This is a genomic window from Paraclostridium sp., assembly GCF_051656405.1.
GTDB lineage: Bacteria > Bacillota > Clostridia > Peptostreptococcales > Peptostreptococcaceae > Paraclostridium.
In genome coordinates this window covers 47,120-71,534 of sequence record NZ_JBOGBV010000019.1, presented here as the reverse complement: position 1 = coordinate 71,534, position 24,415 = coordinate 47,120, and the positions used below count along the sequence as shown (strand labels likewise).

Annotated in this window: 21 protein-coding genes; 16 read left to right on the top strand and 5 right to left on the bottom strand. The window is 27.7% G+C overall.

Annotated features, from left to right (window positions below):
• From ACRDDE_RS03195 to ACRDDE_RS03175, 5 genes are all read left to right on the top strand, one after another.
• Window positions 1-197: diol dehydratase reactivase ATPase-like domain-containing protein (locus ACRDDE_RS03195; protein WP_438625475.1), on the top strand; the 197-nt coding region annotated here is incomplete at its 5' end.
• Window positions 187-546: a glycerol dehydratase reactivase beta/small subunit family protein gene (locus ACRDDE_RS03190; protein ID WP_114542458.1), complete on the top strand. Its 360-nt coding sequence runs from the start codon at window positions 187-189 to the stop codon at window positions 544-546. The genes ACRDDE_RS03195 and ACRDDE_RS03190, both read left to right, overlap by 11 nt.
• Window positions 547-580: 34 nt before the next feature.
• The gene (locus ACRDDE_RS03185; protein WP_220797213.1) at window positions 581-1,006 is read left to right on the top strand and encodes a GlcG/HbpS family heme-binding protein; all 426 of its coding nucleotides are present in this window, start codon (window positions 581-583) and stop codon (window positions 1,004-1,006) included.
• A gap of 48 nt (window positions 1,007-1,054) precedes the next feature.
• Entirely contained in the window at window positions 1,055-2,212 is a 1,158-nt protein-coding gene (locus ACRDDE_RS03180; RefSeq protein WP_438625473.1) for an iron-containing alcohol dehydrogenase, read from the top strand.
• 144 nt (window positions 2,213-2,356) lie between these two features.
• Window positions 2,357-3,067 (top strand): MIP/aquaporin family protein, encoded by a 711-nt coding sequence (locus ACRDDE_RS03175; protein ID WP_332841641.1) that lies wholly within the window; start codon window positions 2,357-2,359, stop codon window positions 3,065-3,067.
• Window positions 3,068-3,119: 52 nt separating this feature from the next.
• On the opposite strand, the gene ACRDDE_RS03170 is transcribed toward ACRDDE_RS03175, so the two are convergent.
• Complete coding sequence (locus tag ACRDDE_RS03170; RefSeq protein WP_438625471.1) at window positions 3,120-3,590, bottom strand: cupin domain-containing protein; 471 nt, start codon at window positions 3,588-3,590, stop codon at window positions 3,120-3,122.
• A 102-nt stretch (window positions 3,591-3,692) separates the two neighbouring features.
• Window positions 3,693-4,250 carry a DUF6143 family protein gene (locus ACRDDE_RS03165; protein ID WP_438625470.1) on the bottom strand — a complete coding sequence of 186 codons (558 nt, stop codon included), beginning with the start codon at window positions 4,248-4,250 and terminating at the stop codon, window positions 3,693-3,695.
• 300 nt (window positions 4,251-4,550) lie between these two features.
• On the opposite strand from ACRDDE_RS03165, the gene ACRDDE_RS03160 reads away from it, so the two are divergent.
• On the top strand, window positions 4,551-6,632 hold the full coding sequence (locus ACRDDE_RS03160; protein ID WP_438625468.1) for a methyl-accepting chemotaxis protein: 2,082 nt from the start codon (window positions 4,551-4,553) through the stop codon (window positions 6,630-6,632).
• Window positions 6,633-6,672: 40 nt separating this feature from the next.
• Here the strand turns inward: ACRDDE_RS03160 and ACRDDE_RS03155 are convergent, their stop codons facing one another.
• Window positions 6,673-7,521, bottom strand: a complete 849-nt coding sequence (locus ACRDDE_RS03155; protein WP_438625467.1) for a patatin-like phospholipase family protein — start codon at window positions 7,519-7,521, stop codon at window positions 6,673-6,675.
• 190 nt (window positions 7,522-7,711) lie between these two features.
• Here ACRDDE_RS03155 and ACRDDE_RS03150 point away from each other — a divergent pair, with 190 nt between their 5' ends.
• Both ACRDDE_RS03150 and ACRDDE_RS03145 read left to right on the top strand, forming a co-directional pair.
• Entirely contained in the window at window positions 7,712-8,587 is an 876-nt protein-coding gene (locus ACRDDE_RS03150) for a hypothetical protein (RefSeq protein WP_438625466.1), read from the top strand.
• 106 nt (window positions 8,588-8,693) lie between these two features.
• The gene (locus ACRDDE_RS03145) at window positions 8,694-9,620 is read left to right on the top strand and encodes a chemotaxis protein (RefSeq protein ID WP_438625464.1); all 927 of its coding nucleotides are present in this window, start codon (window positions 8,694-8,696) and stop codon (window positions 9,618-9,620) included.
• A gap of 33 nt (window positions 9,621-9,653) precedes the next feature.
• Here ACRDDE_RS03145 and ACRDDE_RS03140 read toward each other — a convergent pair whose 3' ends face one another.
• A complete protein-coding gene (locus tag ACRDDE_RS03140; protein ID WP_438625463.1) occupies window positions 9,654-10,184 on the bottom strand; it encodes a GNAT family N-acetyltransferase in 531 nt (176 codons plus the stop codon).
• A 176-nt stretch (window positions 10,185-10,360) separates the two neighbouring features.
• On the opposite strand from ACRDDE_RS03140, the gene ACRDDE_RS03135 reads away from it, so the two are divergent.
• The 6 genes from ACRDDE_RS03135 (at window position 10,361) to mprF (ending at window position 20,352) form a co-directional block, all read left to right on the top strand.
• Window positions 10,361-12,340: a molybdopterin-dependent oxidoreductase gene (locus ACRDDE_RS03135; RefSeq protein WP_438625461.1), complete on the top strand. Its 1,980-nt coding sequence runs from the start codon at window positions 10,361-10,363 to the stop codon at window positions 12,338-12,340.
• 192 nt (window positions 12,341-12,532) lie between these two features.
• Entirely contained in the window at window positions 12,533-13,033 is a 501-nt protein-coding gene (locus ACRDDE_RS03130; protein WP_438625459.1) for a thioredoxin family protein, read from the top strand.
• Between the two features lie 260 nt (window positions 13,034-13,293).
• Window positions 13,294-15,354, top strand: coding sequence for a sigma-54 interaction domain-containing protein (locus ACRDDE_RS03125; RefSeq protein WP_438625458.1), 2,061 nt, complete (start codon window positions 13,294-13,296; stop codon window positions 15,352-15,354).
• A gap of 134 nt (window positions 15,355-15,488) precedes the next feature.
• Window positions 15,489-16,166: a GH25 family lysozyme gene (locus tag ACRDDE_RS03120; RefSeq protein ID WP_438625456.1), complete on the top strand. Its 678-nt coding sequence runs from the start codon at window positions 15,489-15,491 to the stop codon at window positions 16,164-16,166.
• 185 nt (window positions 16,167-16,351) lie between these two features.
• Window positions 16,352-17,482 (top strand): DUF975 family protein, encoded by a 1,131-nt coding sequence (locus tag ACRDDE_RS03115; RefSeq protein ID WP_438625455.1) that lies wholly within the window; start codon window positions 16,352-16,354, stop codon window positions 17,480-17,482.
• A 278-nt stretch (window positions 17,483-17,760) separates the two neighbouring features.
• Window positions 17,761-20,352, top strand: a complete 2,592-nt coding sequence (gene mprF, locus ACRDDE_RS03110; protein WP_438625453.1) for a bifunctional lysylphosphatidylglycerol flippase/synthetase MprF — start codon at window positions 17,761-17,763, stop codon at window positions 20,350-20,352.
• Between the two features lie 44 nt (window positions 20,353-20,396).
• Here the strand turns inward: mprF and ACRDDE_RS03105 are convergent, their stop codons facing one another.
• Window positions 20,397-21,224 carry a Cof-type HAD-IIB family hydrolase gene (locus ACRDDE_RS03105; protein ID WP_438625452.1) on the bottom strand — a complete coding sequence of 276 codons (828 nt, stop codon included), beginning with the start codon at window positions 21,222-21,224 and terminating at the stop codon, window positions 20,397-20,399.
• A 422-nt stretch (window positions 21,225-21,646) separates the two neighbouring features.
• On the opposite strand from ACRDDE_RS03105, the gene ACRDDE_RS03100 reads away from it, so the two are divergent.
• Both ACRDDE_RS03100 and nhaC read left to right on the top strand, forming a co-directional pair.
• Window positions 21,647-22,822 carry a MalY/PatB family protein gene (locus ACRDDE_RS03100; RefSeq protein ID WP_438625450.1) on the top strand — a complete coding sequence of 392 codons (1,176 nt, stop codon included), beginning with the start codon at window positions 21,647-21,649 and terminating at the stop codon, window positions 22,820-22,822.
• Between the two features lie 104 nt (window positions 22,823-22,926).
• On the top strand, window positions 22,927-24,363 hold the full coding sequence (nhaC, locus tag ACRDDE_RS03095) for a Na+/H+ antiporter NhaC (RefSeq protein ID WP_438625448.1): 1,437 nt from the start codon (window positions 22,927-22,929) through the stop codon (window positions 24,361-24,363).
• Window positions 24,364-24,415: the final 52 nt, after the last annotated feature.

The following is a 24,415-nucleotide window of genomic DNA, read 5'->3' as shown; positions in this document are numbered from 1 at the left end:
ATATAGAATTTGTTGTATTAGTTGGTGGATCATCATTAGATTTTGAAGTTCCTCAATTAGTAACTAACTCATTATCTCAATATGGAGTAGTAGCGGGAAGAGGTAACATTAGAGGTACAGAAGGACCTAGAAATGCAGTGGCTACAGGACTTGTGTTAGCTTTTAATGGAAATGGAGAAAAAGGTAATGTTAACTAGAGATTTTAATCATAATATACCAACAATACATATGTACCTTTGTAAAGGACTTAAAGATTTAAAAAATATAGATGAGATTTTATGGGGAATAGAAGAAGAAGGAATTCCTTGTAAAGTATTAAAAAATGAAGAATCTCTTATCTCAGAGAAATTAAGCTATATTGCATCTCAACTTTCTAGGTTATCAGTAGGTATAGGTATAGATAAAACTGGTAAAGTTACATTAACTTTAAATAAGTTAAAAGAAAATGAACCTTTATTTATTGCTAATATTTATGATAGTCCTAATACTTTAAGAAACTTAGGATCAAATGCAGGCAGATTAGTAAAAGGAATACCATTTAAATAACAAAAAAACTAAGATAGCTTAGGAGGCTTTAGTTATGAAAAAATTAAATGAAATAAAAGAATTAAGTTTAGATATAGTAAAAGAAATGGCAAAGGCAGCAGAAGAAAAAGCACAAGAAATGAATGTTCCAGTAATATTTGCAGCAGTAGATGCAGGTGCAAACTTAATGTTAATGCACAGAATGGAAGAAGCATTTATAACTAGTATAGATATTGCAATAAACAAAGCTTATACAGCAGCTTGTTTAAAGCAAGGAAGTCACTGTATTGCAGAGTGTGTTCAACCAGGACAAAGCCTTTACGGACTTCAACTTACAAACAACTGTAAAATAGTACCTTTTGGTGGTGGATTTCCTGTAATAGTTGATGGTAAAGTTGTTGGTGCAGTTGGAGTAAGTGGAGGAACTGTAGAAGAAGACATGGCTATAGCTCAAGCAGCAATAGATGCATTTAATAAGTAGGCATTTAAATTTAATAATACAACAAAAATTAATCGGAGGAAATGACAAATGAGAATGTATGATTATTTAGTACCAAGCGTTAATTTTATGGGAGCTGGATGTGTAAAATTAGTTGGAGAAAGATGTAAAATATTAGGTGGTAAAAAAGCTTTAATAGTTACAGATAACTTTTTAAGACATATGGAAGGCGGAGCTGTTGAATTAACAGTTAAATCTTTATTAGAAGCTGGAATAGAAGTTGCGTATTATGATCAAGTAGAACCAAATCCTAAAGATACTAACGTTATAGATGGTCTTAAAATATACCAAGAAGAAAATTGTGATATGATAGTTACAGTTGGTGGAGGAAGTGCACATGACTGTGGTAAAGGAATAGGAATAGCTGCTACTCATGAAGGAGATCTTTATGAATATGCAGGTATAGAAACTTTAACAAATGCATTACCACCAATAGCTGCTGTTAACACTACAGCTGGAACAGCAAGTGAAGTTACAAGACACTGTGTTATAACTAACACTAAAACTAAAGTGAAATATGTTATAGTAAGTTGGAGAAACTTACCATTAGTTTCTTTTAATGACCCAGAATTGATGGTTAAAAAACCAGGTGGATTAACTGCTGCGACAGGAATGGATGCATTAACTCATGCTATAGAAGCTTATGTATCAAAAGATGCAAATCCTGTAACTGATGCTGCTGCTATCCAAGCTATAAAATTAATATCAAATAATTTAAGACATGCAGTTGCATTAGGTGAAAATTTAGTTGCAAGAGAGAACATGGCATATGCTTCATTGTTAGCAGGTATGGCATTTAATAATGCAAATTTAGGGTATGTTCATGCGATGGCACACCAATTAGGTGGACTATATGATATGCCTCATGGAGTTGCAAATGCAATGTTACTTCCACATGTTGAAAAATACAATTTAATATCTAATCCTCAAAAGTTTGCTAACATAGCTGAATTTATGGGTGAAAATATAGATGGATTATCAGTAATGGAAGCTGCAGAAAAAGCAATAAATGCAATGTTTAAGTTATCTACAGATATAGGAATACCTGCAAGCTTAAAAGAAATGGGAGTTAAAGAAGAGGATTTCGAATATATGGCAGAAATGGCATTAAAAGATGGAAATGCATTCAGTAACCCTAGAAAAGGAAATGAAAACGACATAATAGAGATATTTAAATCTGCATTTTAATAATGTTAGATAGATTTTTAAAAGTGTATATATAGTTTAAATATATACACTTTTTTACATTAATTATTTATTTAGTTATTTAAAAATATAGAACTTTATATTATATTTTGAAAAAAATAGATTTTATAAAAAGGTAGGGAATAAATGAATATGTCAATATTTTTAGGAGAACTAGTTGGAACTTTATTGTTAGTATTATTAGGAAACGCAGTTGTAGCAAATGTAATACTTTCTAAGACTAAAGGAAATGGTTCGGGCTGGATAGTAATATCAACAGGATGGGCTTTAGCAGTAGCAATTCCGGTTTTTATATTTGGAAGTGTTAGTGGAGCTCATTTTAATCCTGCAGTTACAATAGCTCTTGCAGTTATTGGAAATTTTCCATGGGAAAATGTACCTATGTATATATTAGCTCAACTTATAGGAGCTTTTATAGGAGCATTATTAGTTCTTATTTGCTATTATAATCATTTTGAAAAAACAGAAGATAAGGCTATTAAATTAGCTGTATTTTGTACAGGACCAGAAATAAGAAATACTAAAATAAACTTTATTACTGAGGCTGTAGGAACTTTTGTATTAGTTTTTGCAATATTAGGGATAGGGCAATCTTCACTTGCCGATGGGATTCAGCCAATGGCAGTGGGGATGATAGTAGGAGCAATAGGTTTATGCTTAGGAGGACCAACTGGATATGCTATAAATCCAGCTAGAGACTTTGGACCAAGACTTATGCATTACTTAATGCCTGTACCAAATAAAGGTGACTCTGATTGGAGTTATGCATGGATACCTGTAGTGGCTCCAATAGTAGGAGCAATTTTCGGAGCATTAGCATATATAAGTATATTTTAGTAAATTATGCCTCAATGGTGAAGTAGTAAAATCATCATTGAGGCATAATTTTTTATCTAGTTAATTTAATTATTATATCTTCAAGATTAGGATACATTTTTAATAAATCATTTCTTTTGAATAACTCAAAGTCTCCAAATGTAAATGCAGGTGCTACCATACATCCAACTAATGCAAAACCATCATTATTCATTGAAGATCCAAATATATATCCTTTAGGAACTAAAACTTGTGGAAGTTCTCCGTTTTCAACATCTAGCCCTAATTGTTTAGTAATTAGCTTACCGTCTGGAGCAATCATGTATATAGTAAGGGGTTGTCCGTCATGATAGTACCACATTTCATCTGACTTTAGCCTATGAAAATTAGACACTTCTCCAGTTTCAAGCAAGAAGTATATACTAGTAAATAAATTTTTTTCATCTCTAAATAAATCTTTCGAAACTACTGATTCCTTATAGTAACCACCCTCAACATGAGGTGTCATACCTAGGTTTTCTATATAATATTTTGCTGATTTCATACTGTACCTCCTATGTATAATATTTTCATTATAACATAAATCAAGGCACTCTGACCTTGTTTCATAAGAGTGCCTTTAGTTAGATTTAATTAAAATATAAAATTAGCAAGTATGCTCATGATAAGCGTATTTACAAGTATAAGGATACTCTTCCCACCATCCAAAAGCAACGACAACGTCTGAAGTAGGAGTCAATTCAGTTAAATAAACAACTAGAGATTTACCTGGAGGAATAATTATTTGACCTCCATCTACTATTTCTGTTGAAATAGGTCCTACTATTCTAGAAAAAATTGATACACCAGAAGGAACAGAAGCATCAACTAAATATTGAACTCTACCATAAGGTACAGGTTGTGGATTAATAGTTAAATTAGTTACGTTTACTTGAGTACTGGTATTTATTCCAGCTGGCAAAGTAGAATTAACATAGAAAGCAGCATCTACTGGAGCTCCTGATGGATTTTTTATAGTTATTGCATTTACAAATAGATTTCTAGCAGACCCAGCTGGGTTAACTAATGCAGCTATAGCTGTAGCATTTCCTACTGTTGGATTTAATACTGGAGTTTGACCTATAAAATATCTTCCTAATTCAGATTGATACAAAGCATAAGGGATAGAAATTTCTCTTTCAAATGAATTATTACCACATGTCATATATTATCACCTTTATATATATATTAGGGATAATAGTTATCCCTAATACATAATATTCAAAATTATTTAAAACGTGTTAAAAAACTTAATTAAATATACGAAAAACATCGAATAAAGATGATGAAATAATTATAAAAAATAATTATGAATTATTGAATTTAGTGTTAAAGAAAATTAGCGATGGTTCGTAATATTATAAGTAGGACATTTTAGAGGTTAAATGTCGAAAATGGGTTGTGAAAAAGTTGTTAATATAAATTACATGTTAACAAATAAGGTTAAAAAAGGAGGAATAATTGTATGAAATCAAAAATGAAAACTAATATTAAGTACAAAAATAAAAGTATAAAAACTCAGCTTACTTTTATAATAGTGTGTGTAGTAGTAGTTTGTTGTTTACTGTTAGGATCAATTACGAGTTATTTAAACTATAAAACTTCGAATACGATTTTAGCAAATGCTGCTTTAGAAAATACTAAACAAGCATCACAAACAGTTGCACAAAAGATAAAAAATCTTAAAGACGCTACAATACAGACGGGTATAATAAAAGAACTTTCAGATCCTAAGGTAAGTGTTGAGGAGAAGAAAAATATTATAGCTAGAGAAGAGAAACTTACAGGATTGACTCTAGGACAAATTATATATGCAGATGGAAAAGACCTTTTTAGTGGAAAAGATTATTCATCTAGAGACTATTTTAAAATATCTATGCAGGGAGATGCATACATGAGTAGTCCTGTTGTAAGTAAAGTAACAGGAGATCTTACAATGGTAGTTTCAGCTCCTATTTGGGAAAATGGAATACAAGGAAGTAAGATTGTAGGTATAGTAACTTTTGACGTAGATAAAAACTTCTTAAATGATATAGTTAAAAATGTAAAAATAAGTAAAAATAGTTATACTTATTTAATAGATAGCAAGGGAACGACTATTGCACATAAGGATGCAAGCCTTGTAGCTGTTCAAAACTCTATAAAAGAGGCAAAAACAAATTCAAGTATAAAACCATTTGCAGAAGCTGATAAAAAACTTATATCAGGTGAAACAGGAAACACAGATGTAAAATTAAAAGGAGAAAAATGGATACTATCATATGCTCCAGTTGAAAATACTGATGGATGGGGAGTTGGAATAATGACTAACAAAGCAGATTTCCTTGGACCAGTATACACTTCAGTTGGAACAACTATTGGATTAGCAATAATATTTACTATAGTATCATTAATAGCAGCTATAAAGTTTGCTAATAAGATAGGAAATCCACTAAAAGCTTGTAGCGAAAGACTTAAAAAATTAGCAGAAGGAGATTTAAACTCAGAAACTCCGCAAATAAATGAAGAAAATGAAATTGGATTATTAGCTAATGCTACAAATAAAATAGTTATTGATATGAGTGAAATGATTAGTACATTAATGTATGTATTAACAGAGATAAGTAATGGAAATTTAGATTTAGATACAAATGATGAAAAATTAAGTCATTTATTCATAAATGATTTTGAACCTATGTTAGTAGCTGTAAATAAAATTATTGATAGTTTAAATAGTACATTAGATCAAATAAGCATAGCTGGAGAACAAGTTGCAATTAGCTCGATACAGTTATCAGAAGGAGCTCAAGTTCTTTCTCAAGGAGCAACAGAACAAGCTAGTTCTATCCAAGAACTTTCTGCAACTATAAGTGAAGTATCTGAACAAATTCAACAAACAGCTAAAAATGCAGTAAAAGCTAAGGCTATATCAACAAAATCAAGTGTTGCTACAGATAAAGGTAAAAAACAAATGCAAGAGATGATTACAGCTATGGATGAAATAAGCAGTACTTCAAATAGAATTGGAGATATAATTAAAAATATTGATGACATAGCATTCCAAACTAACATTTTAGCATTAAATGCAGCAGTAGAAGCAGCTCGTGCTGGAGAAGCAGGTAAAGGATTTGCAGTAGTTGCAGATGAAGTAAGAAACCTAGCTGAAAAATCAGCACAAAGTGCAAAAGATACAGCTGAGTTAATTGAAAGATCTTTACTAGCTATAGAAAATGGATCAAAGATTGTATCAGAAACAGCAATATCTCTTGAAGAAGTTGTTAATGGAGCAAAGACTTCATCTGAAGTTATACAAGAAATAGCAGATGCAAGTAATGAACAAGCTCAGCATATAAATCAAGTAAACACTGGAATGGAACAAATTTCAGTAGTAGTTCAAACAAACTCAGCAACTTCTGAAGAAAGTGCTGCAGCAAGTGAAGAGCTATCAAGCCAAGCTAATATGCTAAGAGATCTTATTGGTCAGTTCAAATTAAAAAATAATCAAGATAAGAAAGATAAATATTTTGATGGAAAAATGTTATTTGACGCAGAAGATTTTGAAATGTAATACTAAATAAAAATAACTGAACTTAAATAAGTAAGTTCAGTTATTTTTTTATAAAATCTAAAATTTTATCATATAACTCCTTAGCATCATCATATCCTTCTTCATATAATGATGTAAGTTTTTTAGCATTCTTTTCAATTTGGCTAACATTAACTGGATTTTTAGGTCTAATAACTAAAACATCCCCATCTTTTTCTAATTTATTTATTAAATTAAGACTTTTGTTATAATTTAAATGCCTATTTTCAATCGCTTTAATAAGATTTGGGTATTTTATATATTTTCTATTTACAATAGGAAGAAATTTTTGCTTATTTTTTTTGTAAGTAATATCTCTAGTTAAAACAACAATATTTTTTTTATATCCTTGATTTAAAGAATATTCGATAGGTATTGAATCGGATACACCACCATCTACCAATTTAAACCCATCTATTTCTACTATATTTGCAAACATAGGGATCGAACAAGATGCTTGCATATAAATTATTTCTTTTTTCAAATCTTTTAACTCAAAGTATTCTGGAGATCCAGTTTCACAATTAGTAGCAACCACTACGAATTTAGATTTAGATTTAGCAAAAGTATCATAGTCATAAATATTTAGTTCATTAGGAATTTTATTGAACATAAAATCCATACCAAAGATTGATCCAGTTTTAATTAAATTAGAAAAACTTAAATATCTTTTATCGGTTATATAGTCTACAGTAGCATTATATGCTCTTTTATATTGTTTTGATAAATAAGAAGAAGCATGGCAACTACCAGCAGATACACCGATTGTTATATCAACTTCTATATTTTTTTCTATAAAAAAATCTAAAACTCCAGCGGTGTATATACCACGCATACCGCCACCTTCTAATATTAAGCCTATTTTATTCATAGTATATCCTTTCTAAAAAAACATTTATATATGCAAAGTTATTAACTTATAAATTACTTTAAATATAAAATTATTATAAATTAATAACTTTATATTGTCTAGCTTTGGAGAATTTAACTTAGCTATAAATTATTTAATCCGTATATAAATAATATGATTATAAATTATTATCATATTTAGGAGTGAACTGATGATTAATAGTATAAATAAAAATTCTTATGATGTAGGAAATAAAACAAATGTGACTACAAGTAATAAAGAACAGTTAAAACAACAAATTAAAACTCCAAGCCAAGAATGTGAAGCTATAGTAAGTAGGATTAAAGACGAATTGCAAAAAGCAACCTTAATAGCTATGAAAATTATAAGTGGAGAAAATATAAATAAATCAGAAGAAAAATTTATGAATTTTAAATATCCTGATATAAAAAAATTAGCTGAAAAATTGAAAAAAGATATAAATCAATTAAAGCTTTTAATAAAAAATTGTAATTCAGATGAAGAAAGAAAAGAATTAATTAATAGAGAAATAAATAATGTAAAGCTTATGGGGAAGAAGGGGTTAATATCAGAAGTTGAAGTGAAGTTAAAATTAGGAGCTTTAAGTGATGTTGAAAAATTTTCAAATACAATGAAAATAGAAAATAAAAAGATTGAGGTTATAGCAATAAAGTTATTAAAGAATCAAAATTTAACCTCAAAAGAACTTGCTTTAATAGAAGAGAAAGTACCAGATATAAAGCAAATAATTAACAAAATAGTTAAAGAAAATAAATCATTAAAAGATGAGATTAACAATTGTAATACAAATGAAGAAAAACAACAAAAAATCTTAAAGACTTTTAATGATTTAGAAAGTTTATTTAAGTCCAATAAAATTTCAAATTTAGAGTTTAAGTTAAATTTATTTTATATAAATAGTTTAGAAAAGGAAATTAAAAAAGATAAAAATAAACAGCTTTGGATTAATCCTTACCTTTATTTAAATACTTCATCACTAGTGGATAATTTAAGTGGAGTGTTAATAATTATAGTAATTATTATATGTATTATAAAATTTATATAATGTTTTAATAATATATACATAAATACGCATCTCTAGATTTAAAAGAATCTTCCGTATATATAGAAAGTATATTTTATAGTTGAAAATAAGAAATCGGGAGGTAACTATGGGCGTTTCAGAGAATACTAGTAAAACAAAAATTCTTTTAGAATCGGGAACAAATGAACTTGAAATTATGGAGTTTACTATAGCAGGTGAATTATTTGGTATAAATGTCGCAAAAGTTAGAGAAATAATGATTGCACAACCAGTAAAACAAATGCCTAATTCACATGAATTAGTAGAAGGGGTATTTAAGCCTAGAAATGAAATTATAACAGTTATAGACTTAGGTAGATATCTAAATTTACCTAAGACAGAAAATAAAAATAATGATATATTTATTGTAACTCATTTCAACAAGTTAAACTTTGCTTTCCATGTTGAATCTGTGGTAGGTATTGCTAGAGTTTCATGGCAAGATATAAAAAAACCAGACAAAGTAATTTACGGTGGAGACGAAGGTGTTTCAACTGGTATAGCAGAGTATAAAGATAGACTTATAACTATACTAGACTTTGAAAAAATTATTGCAGAAATAAGTCCTGAGTCAAGTATTCAGTATGAAGAAATAGATAGATTAGGTAAACGTAAAGAAACTGACAAAACTATACTAATAGTAGAAGATTCAATGTTACTTTCTAAGATGATAGTTGAATGTTTACACAAAGCGGGATACAAAAATACAATAAAAGTCGATAATGGACAAGAGGCATGGGAATACTTAGAAGAAGTTAAGACTTGTGGAGAGCAAGTTAAAAAGCATGTTTCATGTATAGTTTCAGATATTGAAATGCCATTAATGGATGGACATAGATTAACAAAATTAGTAAAAGATGATAGTGTACTTAAAGACATACCTTTAATATTATTCTCGTCATTAATAAGTGAAGAAATGAGAATAAAAGGTAAATCTATAGGTGCAGACGAACAAATAACTAAACCAGAAATTGCTAATTTAGTTAGTATAATTGATAGATTAGTAGAAAAATAAATAAAATAGGTACATGCTAGCATGTACCTATTTTTATATTTCAGAGTATTTCATTACTCTATTAGTTAAAAACTTACTGAAATTATTAAATTCAGACTCCGTTATATTATTTGGATAAGCCATGATTTTTAGTTTATGAGCAGGTGTATCTTTTCTATATGATGGATGAGTATGATCAAAACATTGTAATTTAAAGCCTAATTTTGAATAAAAATTTAATCTCTTAATAGACACATCATCCAAAGGTGGATCTATTTCTAAAATTACATTTTTATTAATTTTACAAAATTCTTTAATAACTTTAGATCCATAACTTTTGCCTCTTAAATCTGAAGAAATTGCAAAATGTTCTATATATACAAATTCACCTAAATCCCAATAAAATAGAAGTCCAATTAGTGAATCAGATTCACAAAGAGCCATGCAGTAATATTTTTCATCTTGTAAAGCTAAGATTTGATCCTCTAAAGTTCTTTGTTCAAATAATGGAAAGCTTGTATTATACATATATATTATATCGTTCCAATATTTGTTATTCTCAGATTGAATTCTTAAAAATTCCATATTATCACCTCATAAAAGTTATCTATATTTTGGTTAAATTGTCTAATATTATATCATATCTAAAGATTTATGCAAATTAAGTGTATAAAGTATTGATTGTGTGTATAGATGTTTATATTATTATCTATAAAGAAAATATTATTTATCAAAATAAATAAAAGGGATGGGAATCGTTAATGAAAATTTTAAGTCATGGATGTACGCTAGATTGTTTTGATTGTTGTAAGTTTAATGTATATGTAGAAGATGAAAAAGTTATAAAAATAGAGGGTGATAAAAATCATCCGTATACAAAAGGATTTATATGCAATAAAGGAAGAGCTCATTTAAAAAGGCTAAATCATCCAGAAAGAATATATAATCCGTTAATAAAAATAGATGGAGTTTGGAATGAAATTAGTTTTGAAGAAGCTATAAATATAATTGTTCAAAAACTAAAGATATATAAAGATAAATACTCATCAAAATCTATATTATATTACACTCAATACGGGAGTGGTTCAGTTTTAAAAGATATAGGTGATATCTTTTTTAATTTTTATGGAGGAGTAAGTAAAAGTAAGGGAGGACCTTGTTGGAGTGCTGGAATAAAAGCGCAAAAATATGACTATGGTACATCTAAAAGTCATTCTTTAGAAGACATGTTAAATAGTAAAAGTATTTTTATATGGGGAAAAAATCCTGCGTATACTACAATACATACATTTCAAATGATAAAAAAAGCAAAAGCTAAAGGAGTAAAGGTAGTTGTCATAGATCCAATATATACAGATACAGCTAAAATTGCAGATAAATATATACGAATAAATCCAGGTACAGATGGAGCATTAGCTATGGCTATGACAAAAATTATAATACAAAAAGGAATTTGTGATAATGATTATATAGATAAATACGTATTAGGATTTGATATATATAAGGACTATATACTTAATTTAGATTTAGATAAATTATTAAATGAATGTGGAGTACAGCTCAATATAGTAGAAGACTTAGTAGAATTATATACAGATAGGTATTCTACTATATATATAGGGTATGGAACACAAAAATATAAAAATGGAGGAAATAATATAAGAGCTATAGATGCTTTAGGGGCTATAACTGGGCAAATAGGATTTGCTGGTGGAGGTATTAATTATGCAAACAAAGTATATCCATCAGTTTTAAATACAGATCCATTTAATAGTGAGGATTATTGTGATAATAGATTTTTTTATACTAGCCACATTAGTAAGTTTATAAAAGAATCTATGAATAGTAAAACTCCTATCAAAATGGCAGTTATAACAAAGAGTAATTTATTGAATCAATTACCTGATGTAGTAGATATAAAACAAGCTTTTAAATATATAGAGTTCAAAGTATGTTTCGATATGTTTATGACAGATACTGCAAAAGAGTGTGATTTATTTATACCATGTACAAATACTTTGGAGAGTGAAGATTTATTATATTCATCAATGACAAATCCTTATATTATATATAATGAAAAAGCAGTAAATCCAAAAAATAAACTAATGGATGAATATTATTTTTTTATGGAATTAGCAAAACGTTTAAACATAAAAGATTATCCAATGGTATCTAAGTTAGAATATATATCAGAGGTAATAAAGCCATTGATGGAACTTGATAGAAATATAAATTTAGATACAATAAAAAGCAATTATTTGACTATACATAATCCTATAGCATGGGAAGCTAAAATATTTGAAACTCCATCAAAAAAATTTGAACTATATTCAAGCGATGCTATTTTAGATGGTGTAAACCCAATTCCTATATATATAAAATCTGATAAAAGAAATAAGTATAGATTATTAACTAATCACTGTAGAGATAGTATTTCTAGTCAGCATATGATGGATAAAGAGGAAATAGCAAAAGCTTACATAAATGAAGACATGGCAGATAGAGAAGATATTAAAGAAAATGATATCGTAAAATTAGTTAGTAAAAATAGAAGTATAAAAGTTCAAATTAAAATAACTGATAGTGTAGGGGATAATACAATTTTAATTTACGTTGGATGGTGGAAAAAACATGGTAATCCAAATGTTTTAACATATAGTGGCATTTCAGATATGGGAGGACAAGTAACCTATAATGAAACATTCGTAGAAATAGATAAATGGGTTAACAGGGTTAAATAACAACCATAATAACCAATAAAATAAAAGTGAAAAATTAAGTTAAACTATTTTATATAAATTAAACTTTATAAAATGTGATATTTTCAAGGGGTTGAAACTTATAAATAATATTTAATGTGAAACTTCAAAAACTGGCATAGTAATTGCTCTATATTAATAGTACAAAAATTATATATTGGAGGATTTATTAATATGGAAATGAACATCAAAGAGTTATTTGAAGTAGGAGTAAGTTTTGAATCAGCTGTAGGAGTAGGAACAAAAGAAGAAAGAGCTAGCGTAGTAAAAAATACTTCTCGTATCAACCTACCAAATAATTTAATAGAAGAGGTTAAAAACTTTGATAAAGAAATAAACTTTTTAGTTTCAGGTGAAATCTTTTGTCCAGATTTCCAACTTAATGTAAGTGTAGTTAAAAGACTTTGCGATTTAAATCAGAATTTCAATATGTCAGTAATAAGTATAACAAGAGGTAAAAAGTTTTTAGCTCCTATTTTAAAAATTGAAAATTATAAAGCTCCTACAATTGCAGTTTTAGATAAAGATATGAATGTTTTAGGTGTATTTGAAGAAACTCCTAAAGTTGTTTCAGAGATTGATAATTTTGAAGAAATTAAATTAAATTACTTTAAAGGCGAGTACTTAATTGATACAGCAAAAGAGATTGTTGATTATATAAAAAAATGTAATTAAAAACACAGTAAAGAGAGATGAAGTTAATTTATCTCTCTTTATTTTTTACGCTTAAGGAAATTATACTTAATTAAATTTTGTGGATAACTTATGTAACATAGTGATACAAATGTTTTGGTGAAAGTAAAAAATGACATTTTGAGCAACGGACGGAGTCGTTGGCGACATGAGCGAAGCGAATTTTTTATATTTTGCAATTTGTATATGATATTGTTATAATTTATTTAATGATTATAGACTATTAGATATGAGGGATAAAAATGAAAAAAAGAGAATTAGCTATAGTAACATTAAAAAAAGATGCAGGAGAAATATATGCAAATCAAATAAATTATTTTTTAGGAGACAGTATAAAGATAAACCTGTATTCTTTTGAAGAGGGCGGGTTTACTTTCTTTGAAGAAAAACTAATTCTTCTTTCTGTAAATTTAAAATATGAAGAAATCTTAAAGATGTGCAATCCAGATGCACAGATAATCATACCTAATTTAACTTTTGAAAAATCTAGTTTTGAAAAAATATGTAAGATAAATAAAAATGAAACTGTATTCGTTTATAATTTATCAAAAAGTATGGCATTAGAAACAATAGCAATTATATATAGACTAGGCGTAGACATACCAAATCTTATACCTTGTTATCCTGAGATGAAAAAGATACCAGAAAACTCAATAGTTCTTACACCAGGAGAAAAATTAAATATAGAAGCTAAAAATTGTAAGATTATAGATTTAGAATATAGAATAATAGATTTAAGTTCTATTGCAGATATAGCTATGAAGCTAAATTTAGAGAGTCTTATTCAAGAGGATTTAGTAAAAAAATTTATGGATAAGATTGTTCCAATTAGCTATATAACAGAAAAGCTTTTAATAACACAAACTAAATTAGAGAATCAATTTGATTTTTTATTATCTGCAATTGACGATGGCATTATTGGAGTTAGCAATGAGGGAATAGTGCAGTTTTATAGTCACGTAGCCAGAGAAATATTGTCTATCAATGGAAATGAAATGATAGGAAAATATATAGGTGAATATGTAAAATCTCTAGACTTTGATCAAATAATTAAAAAAGAAGTTCCATATTTTCAAAAACTTATTAAAGTAAATAATATAGATATAAACATGGAGGTTAAATACACACATATAAGTGTTTTTAATGGATTTATAATAAAAGTATCCAAATTCCATCAAGCTGAAAAGAAACAAGCAAAGTTAAGAGCACAGTTAATGAGCTCAGGAAATGTAAGTAAATATAATTTTGACGATATAATTGGTTGCAGTGACTCTATAAAAAACACAAAAAAAATTGCATATAAAATGGCTCAATCTGATTCATCTATTCTTATAATTGGTGAAAGTGGGACAGGTAAGGAGTTATTTGCACAATCCATACATAGTGCGTCAAGACGAAGTCAAGGACCGTTTGTAGCTGTAAACTGTAGCACCTTTCAAGAAGGATTATTACAAAGTGAACTTTTCGGATATGATGAAGGAGCATTTACAGGAGCTAGAAAAGGTGGGAAAATTGGATTGTTTGAATTAGCTAATAAAGGGACTATCTTTTTAGATGAAATAGGAGAAATGGACTTGAACTCTCAAGCTACACTTCTTAGAGTAATCCAAGAAAAACAAATTAGAAGAGTTGGTTCAGATAAGATTATAGATGTGGATATAAGAATTATAGCAGCTACCAATCGAGATTTAAAAAAGTTAGTATGCGAAAATAAATTTAGAAAAGATTTATTTTATAGATTAAATGTATTGCCATTAAAAATTGCACCACTTAGAAATCGAAATGAAGATGTATTTTTAATTTTCGAATCATTTAAGAAAAATCTTGATGTAAAGTTTAGCCTTTCGGATGAACTTGTTGAGGTTTTTAAAACATATAGCTGGGAAGGGAATATAAGAGAATTAAGAAATTTAGTAGAGTATTGTTCATATTTAGATAAAAGTATAATAGAAATATATGATTTACCTGAGTATATGTTAGAATCAATAAAACATAAAGATTATTGCTTAGAATTATCGAATAAAAATGATATTAAAAATATATCCAATTTAAAAAGAGATTTAAGAGATTATATATTTGTATTAGAAAAAATAAATAACGCATATGTTTTAAAACAGAGAATTGGAAGAAGAAAAATATATGAATATGCGTTAGAAGAAAAAATATTTTTAACAGAACAACAAATTAGAAGTATATTAATAGAATTGCAAGAGTTTGGATTTGTAAAAATTTTATCTGGACGAGGTGGATCGGTAATAACAGAAAAAGGAATTCTATTTTTAGAAGAAAATAAAAGGGTTTGATAGATGAGAAGTACAATCTATCAAACTTTTTTACTTTATAAATTATTTAATATAAAGGAACATAAAAAAAATTTTTAAATATTATATAGATTAGGGGGACTTTACTTGGAAAAATTTTAAAAAGGAGGTTTTATATGAATAAATTAAAAGGTATTGATGTCAGTCATTGGACAGGCTATGTGAACTTTAAAGATGTTTTAAATAGTGGAATTCAAGTTGTTTATATAAAAGCAACAGAAGGAACTAATTATATAGATCCTAGATTTAGAGAGTACTATAATGAAGCAAGAGCAGCAGGACTAAAGATAGGTTTTTATCATTTTTTTAATTCTGTAAATTCTGGAACGCCTAAAGGACAAGCTCAACATTTTGTAAGCACAATAAAGGAATTAAAATCTGATTGCAAGTTAGTTTTAGATTTAGAAAAAACAGGAGGACTAAGTAAATCAAAGTTATCCAGACAGGCAATAGAGTTTTTGGAGGAAGTTAAGATTTTAAGCGAATTGGATGTAGCTATTTACACATATACTAATTTTGCTCAAAATAATTTAGATTCAGAGTCTGGACTAGAAAAATATCCTTTGTGGATAGCTCAATACGGAACAAGTAAGCCGGAAAGCAATCCTATATGGGGAGAAAATTATGCTGGATGGCAATATTCTGAATCAGGAATCGTTAGAGGAATAGAAAGTAAAACAGATCTAGATATATTTACTGAACAAATATTATTAAATAAATATAAAGAAGCAGATATTAATAATATATCTAATCCAAATTTAATATATCCAGGACAAAAAATTAGAATAAATTAAAGGAATTTCGAGATATTACCATAATATTTATGGTAATATCTTTTTTAAAAATATAAAAAAAGACATGAAAAATAAATTTTAGATAAGTTTTTATATTTGTAGGAATGTTGTAACTAAAGTTAAGCATAAAATATATATAATTTATAATAAATAGATTATATAGCAACAAATCAGGGGGGAATAAAATGAGTAAAAGTGAATTAAGGGTGGATATGAAAGCAGAAGCTAGGAGACAGTTAGCTGATAATAAAATAGATATTACGATAGCTACTGTATTAGTTGGAATGATTACATTTATACCTCAGTTTTTAAGTGAAGAAATTTTCACATCGTATAGAATGACACTAGTTGTAAGTATTATATCAATGCTTGTGTCGACTCCATTAGTAGTAGGATTAAATATAGTATCTTTAGATTGTATAAAAGGGGAGAAAATCAAAGCAAAAGATATCTTAAAAGGATTTAATATATTATATCAATCATATGGATCTATATTGCTTCAGATGGCTATAACTTTTATTCTGACTGCTCCTTTTGTAGCTATACCCATATTTTTAGTAAAAGATAGTCACACAAGATTAACTATGATTGCGTTTATAAGTAGTATATCAAATTTATTTTTCTCTATAATATTTTCACAACTTCAATACATTGTTGCAGATAAAAAAGATATTTCATTAATTGAAGCTATTAAAAAATCTATCAGTATTATTAAAAATTATATTTGGGACTATATATTGCTTACATTAAGTTTTTTTGGATGGATGCTTTTAGTTGGGTTTACTTTTGGGATAGCGTATATTTGGGTAGGACCTTATATTCAGTTAACATTTACAAATTTTTATGAAAATATAAAAAAGGATGAGCTAGACACCTATGAAAAATCAAAATATAATAGTTTAAAATTAGGAATATTAGTAGGAATTTTATTATGTGCATATATGACAATAGAAGCAAATATATCACAAAGAGTACTTACACCACCTATTGTAAAAAAAATTATAGAAGACAATAATCTAAGACTTATAAGTTTCAATGAAGAGAAAAGTTATTATATATCTGAAGAGGAAGGTATAAAATATAAAATCGAACCTAATTACAATAATTTAAGTGATTTAAGTAAATATACAGTTGTTGTGAAAAAACATCCATTAGATTCTAAAAAAGGAGATAATATAAATTCTACAGTTATGTATATAATAGCAGATGGAGATAAGCTGTTGGGTATTAGTTGTGATCCAAATGGTCCAGATAAAAAAATAGAATCTTATAATCCGATTCCAGGAAAATTTGATATAAAAGGAAAGCAATTATAAAACAAAAATTAGTATATAATACAGTGTGTTATATACTAATTTTTGTTTTTGGAAAATATAAATATAAAATTAGAATTAAAAAATTAAGAAAAAATTAAGAAAAAATAAAGGTTAAATTAAGAATTATATCTCAAAATAGTTAAGTTATTTATATTAAGATAATACTATAGAGTGTCTATTTTACAGTAATGTTACATGTACATAACAAATTTGTAATAAAGCCAAAAAGTGTAGTTTAATATGGTAGACTTTATAAAGTAAAATAAATTAGAGAGGTGATGGTTATCAAAATAAATAAAAATAAACTAATACTAGGATTGAAAATATTATTTGTAGTAATTATTTTAGGAATAACAGCTAAAGAGTCAGCTAATATTATTAGAGGATTTAACATGGAAACATTTTATACTTATGCAGACCAGCTTACATTAGGAAATATACTTATTATTGTTTCGCTGGGCATAATTTCATATATACCTTTAACTTTTTATGATTTTATAATCAAGAAGAGAGTTGGAATAAATTTAGATAATAAAAAATTATATAAATACTCATGGATTGCCAGTTCTGTATCTAGTATCGTTGGATTTGGAGGAAGCAGTGCTATTGCTTTAAAAAGTCATTTTTACAATCCTTATGTTAAAGACAAAAAACATTTAGCAAAAGAGGTATCTAAAGTAGTAGCTTTAAATCTAACTGGTTTTTCAATGACATGTTTTATATATCTAATAATGATGAAATTTAATCTTGGTAAAATTAGTATCACAAATGTGTTAACTATATGCATAAGTATGTATTTACCGGTTTTAACGTTGATTTTAGTTGGAAGATATATAAAGTATAAAAATGAGGTAAGAAGAGATGTTATAGATACATTTAAAATAATAGGAATATCATTATTAGAATGGATTACAACTATAACTTTAGTTTATTCAATAGTAATAATATTAGGAGAAAATATATCAATAGCACAGTTTTTCCCAATATTTGTAGCTGCTATAGCTGTAGCGATAATAAGTATGTCTCCTGGTGGAGTAGGAACATTTGACTTGACCTTATTAACTGGACTTAATGCTTTAGGGGTTTCATCAGAAAAGGTGATATTAGCTATATTTTTATATAGGCTAACTTACTATATAATACCATTACTTATAGGAGTCGTATTATATATATCTGAGCTATGGACTAAAGTAGATAAAAATAAAAAATATGTAGTTTCAATAGTGTCATCAAAATTCGCTCACTATGGATTGATTGTATTAGTATTTTCTGCAGGGTTACTACTTCTAGCATCTCAGGCTATACCTGGTATGGTGGAAAGAATAAATGTAGTGAACAAAATTTTAGGATTTAAAATTACATGTATGTCAGGTGGTATTTCTATAATAATAGGATTTTTATTGATTGCTATGTCTAGAGTAATAAGCTTTAAGTCTAAAAGTGTATATAAGATAACTATGGCATTGGTTATAATTGGAATTTTCGTGTCTTTAATAATTAGGTTTGAATATCAGGTTAGTATGTATCTAATTATTGTAGGAATAGTACTAAAAATTAGCAAAAACCAATTCTATAGAGATGGGTTTGTTATGAAGTGGGGAGATATATTAAAAAACACATTAATATTACTGCTTTTCCAAGGATTATATATATATGTAGCATACAATAACACACATTTAAAAGTTGCTAGTAATTCTATATTTAATTTAAGTAATTACCATACTCTAGAACAAGTGAAAAAATTTGGAGCAATGAGTGCTATTGGATTTTTAATTGCAGTAGCATTCTTAGTTATTCTATATTATTTAAATAAAAAGAATGATTTTAAAAAAGTTAAGTTGTATCAGTGTAAAGATAAAGTAGATAGTATACTAAAAAAATATAATGGAAGTTCCGTTATTCACTTTATAAATTTAAATGATAAATTTGTATATATGAATAAAGATGAAGATGTTATGCTTCAATACCAAGTATATGCAAATAAATTAGTAGTGCTTGGCAACTTGGTAGGTAATGAAAGCAAGTTTTTTGAATCTATCCAAGAATTTTATGAAATGTCTGATAGATATGGATATATACCTGTATTTACTGCAATAGATGAAAAAATGATACCTCATCTACATGAAACTGGATATGAATTTATTAAATTAGGTGAAGAAGCATCTGTAAACTTAGAAAACTTTACTTTAGAAGGACGAAAAATGAAGAGTGTAAGAAATGCCCTTTCTAGAGTTGAAAAAGAAGGGTATACATTTGAAATGATACATCCGCCGTTTAGTAATGATTTTCTTGAAAAAATTAAAAATATCTCTGATGAATGGCTTGAAGGAAGACCAGAGAAAGGATTCTCAGTTGGATTCTTTGATGAAGAATATTTAAGTTTAGATGCTATTGCCATAGTAAAAAATAAAGATGGAGAAATTAAAGGATTTACAAATTTAATGCCTATGTATGATGGAAATAAAACTTTATCTATAGACTTAATGCGTTTCTCAAAAGATAGTTGTAATGGGATAATGGATTTTATATTTGTAAACTTATTTAAGTATGGAATAGAACATGGATATTCAAGATTTAATATGGGGATGGCACCTTTATCTAATGTAGGAAGATCTAAATATTCATTTTTAAGAGAAAAAATGGCTGCTAAAATTTATTCTCATGGACAACATTTCTATTCTTTTGAAGGATTAAAGAGATTTAAGGAAAAATATTGTGAGTCTTGGGATGGAAGGTATATGGCTTATAAAAAAAGAACTTCCCTTATATTTACAATGATTCAAGTTATAATGTTAGTATCTAATGGTAAGAATTATAGATATGAAAGTTGTAATATTGAAAGTGAGTCATTAAAGGAAGAATTAGCTTAAGAACTAAATAAAAAAACACTATTTTAAAAATAGTGTTTTTTTATTTAGTTTAAAACAAATTTTTCTATAGCTTTAGCTACTCCAGACTCTGTATTTGGAAGAGTTACATATTGAGCAGATTGCTTTACTATATCTATAGCATTACCCATAGCTACTCCTATTCCTGCATATTCAATCATAGATAAATCATTTTCGCTATCACCTATGCACATAACTTCATCTCTTTTTAAATTAAAATATTTTGCAAGTTGAGCAACTGCCTCTCCTTTAGAGCTTCCTTTTTTCATTATCTCAAAGTTATCATTCCAAGAAGAAACAATTTCAAGTTCAGGATTTAATTGTTTTAATTCTTTTTTTACTTTCATTAATTTTGAAATATTATTTTTTTCTATACAAACACCTTTTAATAATTGATTTGGATATAATTTAAAAGTAGTATCTATATTATCAATGACTTCAAATTTAATTTTTTCTTCATCTTTAAGACGTTTATTTAAAACTTTATATATATGATTATCTGGAAGTTCAATTGTAGATACTATACCAAAATTACCAGTTAAGTAAGATAATAATCCATACTGTTTTGTAAGACTTAAAAAGTCTTTTATCTCATTAGTACTCAATGGATTATTATATATAGTTTCACCATTGCTTCCACCAATAAATGCTCCGTTTGAAGCTATGATAGGAGTTTTTAAACCTATTTCATCAGAATACAATTTTGCACAATTATAAACTCTACCGGTAGTGATAGCTACGTGGACACCTCTAGAAACAGCTTCTTTTATAGCTTTTTTATTTTCTTCTGATACATTTTGTTGATCCATTAGAAGAGTTCCATCCATATCTATGCATATTAATTTTATAGCCATTTCAAATTCCTTCTTTCGATATATTAAATGTATTTATTACAATTAATATTATATTACTTTAGAATTAAGATGTTAAATAGTAAAATTACATGATAGTTATAGGGAAAACTTATAATTGTTAAAAATCAGTTTATGAATTTAATTGAAATGAGGGGATGTAGATTTTAATAAAAAGGGTTAACGGGTTGAACTGTTTAGCCTGTTAAACCTCTTTTTATTTATTTAAGAGTAAATTAAGAAAATATTTTTAAATTTATCTAACTAATATTAAAAATATAAAGAACAGATTAATTAATTTGATTATTAGATTATTGAAATTTCAATGATTATAGGGTTATGATAAAAATGAAATTTATACTGAAAAGATTTGGCATAGATATTGCTTATATATCTAAGTATAAAGAATTTATTGGAGGTAGTAAATGATGAATTATAACTTTGATACTATAATTGATAGAAGTAATAACTTTGCAGCTAAATGGTCAGAAATGGATAAGAAATATGGAACAAATGATCTTATTCCTATGTGGGTTGCAGACATGGACTTTAAAGCAGCTCCATGCATAATAGATGCTTTAAAAAACAGATTAGAACAAGGAATTTATGGATACACAACTAGACCAAATTCTTATAATGAATCAATAGTAAATTGGGTATCTAGAAGATTTGGATGGAATATAAAAAGTGAATGGCTAGTTTTTAGCCCAGGAGTTATTCCAGCGATTAGTATATTAATACAAGAACTTACTAATGAAGGTGACAAGATAATGATACAAGAACCAGTATATAGTCCTTTCAATAGCGTAGTAAAAGATAATAAAAGAGAATTAGTTATAAGTCCTTTAAAGAAATTGGAAGATGGAAATTATGTTATGGACTATGAAGATATCGAATCTAAGATAAAAGATGTAAAAATATTTATACTTTGCAATCCTCATAATCCAGTTGGTAGAGTTTGGACAAAAGAAGAACTAAAGCAATTAGGGGATATATGTATTAAACATAATGTAAAAGTTATCTCAGATGAGATACATAGTGATATAATTTTCAAGGGTTATAAACATATACCTTTTGCATCAATATGTAAGGAATTTGAACAAAATAGTATTACTTGCATGGCGCCTACTAAAACTTTCAATATAGCAGGACTTCAAATGTCTCAAGTTATACTTCCGAATGAAGATGATTACAAAGCATTAGATTCAGCTTTTGCAAGAATAGATATTAGAAGAAATAATGCATTTAGTTTAGTTGCAACAGAAGCTGCATATAACCATGGAGAAGAATGGTTAACAGATTTTATTGATTATTTAGAAGGTAATATGGATTTTGCTGTTAATTATATTGAGAAAAACATGCCGAAGTTAAAGGTAAGAAAGCCACAAGGAACTTATTTATTATGGGTAGATTTTAGTGAACTTGGATTAAGTGATGATGAAGTTGCCAAGTTTTTAGTAGAAAATGCTAAAGTTGCATTAAACAATGGACCTTCATTTGGGATAGGAGGACAAGGATATCAAAGAATAAATTTAGCTTGTCCTAGGTCTATGGTTGAAGAAGCTTTAACAAGAATAAAAAATGCTATAGATTCATTATAAAAAACTTAGACCTCAAAATTATATAAGCCTTATTTTGGGGTCTAAATTTTAAAAAGTGTGAAAACGATACCAAAAAACTAATTAAAGAGAAAGGAAGTTTCCCCATGTGTAAAAATGTTGAAAAAAAGAAACCTACATTTAGATTTGCAGTTCTAGTTATGCTTGCGATTATATCCTTGACTACAGTTGGAATGGTTGTATTTAAGGCATCTATAACAACTATGTTTTTATTATCATGGCTAATCGTTGTTCCAGCCGCTATGAAATTAGGTTATACGAATAGTGAAATTGAAGAATTTGGATTTTCTGTGGGAAAAGATGCGTTTCAGTCTAACTTAATTATATTGTCGGTTGGAGTATTAATTGCTACATGGATAGCAGCAGGAACAATACCGACTATTGTATATAGCGGCCTTACCATAATAACGCCTAAATATTTTTTATTAACAGCATTAATAGTATGTTCTCTTACATCTATAGCAACAGGAACATCATGGGGGACTTTAGGAACTTCAGGTATTGCTCTGATGAGTATAGGTACAAGTATGGGAGTTCCAGTTGGACTTACAGCAGGGGCTATTATATCAGGTGCATTCTTTGGAGATAAAATATCTCCACTATCAGATTCTACAAATTTAGCTGCAGCTGTCTGTAAGACGGATGTAATAACTCATATAAAACATATGATGTACACTACCGTACCATCATATATAATATGTATAATTTTGTACACTGTAATTGGATTTAAATATGCAAACAATACAATCGATTATAATCAAATCAACGAAGTTATAAATGTTTTAAAAGCTAATTTTAATATAGGATTTATTGCTTTACTACCAATAATCTTTTTACTTATATTACTTTTATTACAGAAACCACCAATAGTATCGATACTAGCTTCTGCTATTCTTGGTGGAGTTATAGCAGTTTTCCAAGAAGGAGAAAAAATAGGAGACTTACTAAATTATATGCTAAATGGGTACTCTGTAGATACAGGACTTGAATATGCAGATAAACTATTAAATCGCGGTGGGATGATGAGTATGGCAGAAACTGTATTACTAGTATTTATAGTTTTTGTTATAGCAGGAATACTTCAAAAAACTGGATTCTTAGAAGTTTTACTACAGCCTATGATTGAAAAAATAGGAAACTCTAGAACGAAGTTAGTAGGAGCAACATTTATAACTAGTTATTTTGCAAATGCATTTAGTTCTTCAATGATGTTCACATCTGTATTTGTAGGGACAGTTATGTCACCTTTATATAAAGAATTTAAATTAAAGCCAGAAAACTTATCTAGGATAATAGAAGATACGGCAACTCTTGGGGGACCATTAATTCCATGGAATTCAAATGCAATATTTTGTAGTCAAACATTAGGGGTCAGTCCGTTTGATTTTATACCATATTGTTTTTTAAGTTGGATAACTCCAATTATTTCATTTACTTATGGAGTAACAGGATTTTCTATGAAAAAGTATACAGATGAAGAACTTAAGGAAATTAGAGAACTTGAAGTTGCAGATAACATATAATAATTTATACTTATAGAAGTTTAAGTTGAGAAAGAAGAGAATATTATTCTCT